Annotated in this window: 1 protein-coding gene; it reads left to right on the forward strand. The window is 75.9% G+C overall.

The annotated features are described in order from the left end of the window. Positions 1–705 (forward strand): murein hydrolase activator EnvC family protein (locus AC2W7M_RS26840; protein ID WP_486136265.1); only part of this gene is annotated, 705 nt, incomplete at both ends.

The raw sequence follows: 705 nt of genomic DNA on the forward strand, positions 1-705 counted from the left end.
CCTCGCCCAGAAGGCGGCGCCGCTGCCGCCGCTGCCGCCCGGCAAAGGCGGCGACGGGGCGGCGCTGAAGGCCGAGGTTGCCGGCACCCGCGAATTCCAGGAGCGCCTCAAGGCGGAGATCGAGGCCGCCAAGGGCGACCGCGGCAAGCTCTCCCGCCTGCTGGTGGACGCCTCCGCTCGTGCCCGCGAGATCGAGCAGCGCATCATCGACCTTGAAGGGCGCATGGCGCGCCTCGACCAGGCGGCCAAGGCGCTGGATCTCTCGCTCGCGCAGCGGCGCGGCGTGCTGGCCCAGGTTCTGGCGGCGCTGCTGCGCATGGGCCGCGCGCCGCCGCCGGCCCTGGTGATGCGCCCGGACGACGCGCTCGACGCGGTGCGCTCGGCGATCCTGCTCGGCGCTCTGGTCCCGGAACTGCGGGTGGAGGCGGAGACGCTCGCCTCCGACCTCACCGAACTGTCGCGGGTGCGCGGCGAGCTGGCCGAGGCCCGCGGCACGTTCGCACGGCTCGGGACGGTATTGGAGGAGGATCGCGCGCGGCTTGCGGCCCTCATCGGCGAACGCCAGCGCCGCCAGCAGGAGAGCGACCCCTTGCCCGCGGCCGACCGCGCCCAGGCCGAAGGGGTCGCCAAGGCGAGCGGCGACGTGCACGATCTTCGTGACCCGGCTCGAGGCCGAGGTGCCGCCCGCGGCCCGCGCGGCCGAGG

It is taken from the genome of Xanthobacter sp. BG11Y11_SDJG, from assembly GCF_057364445.1.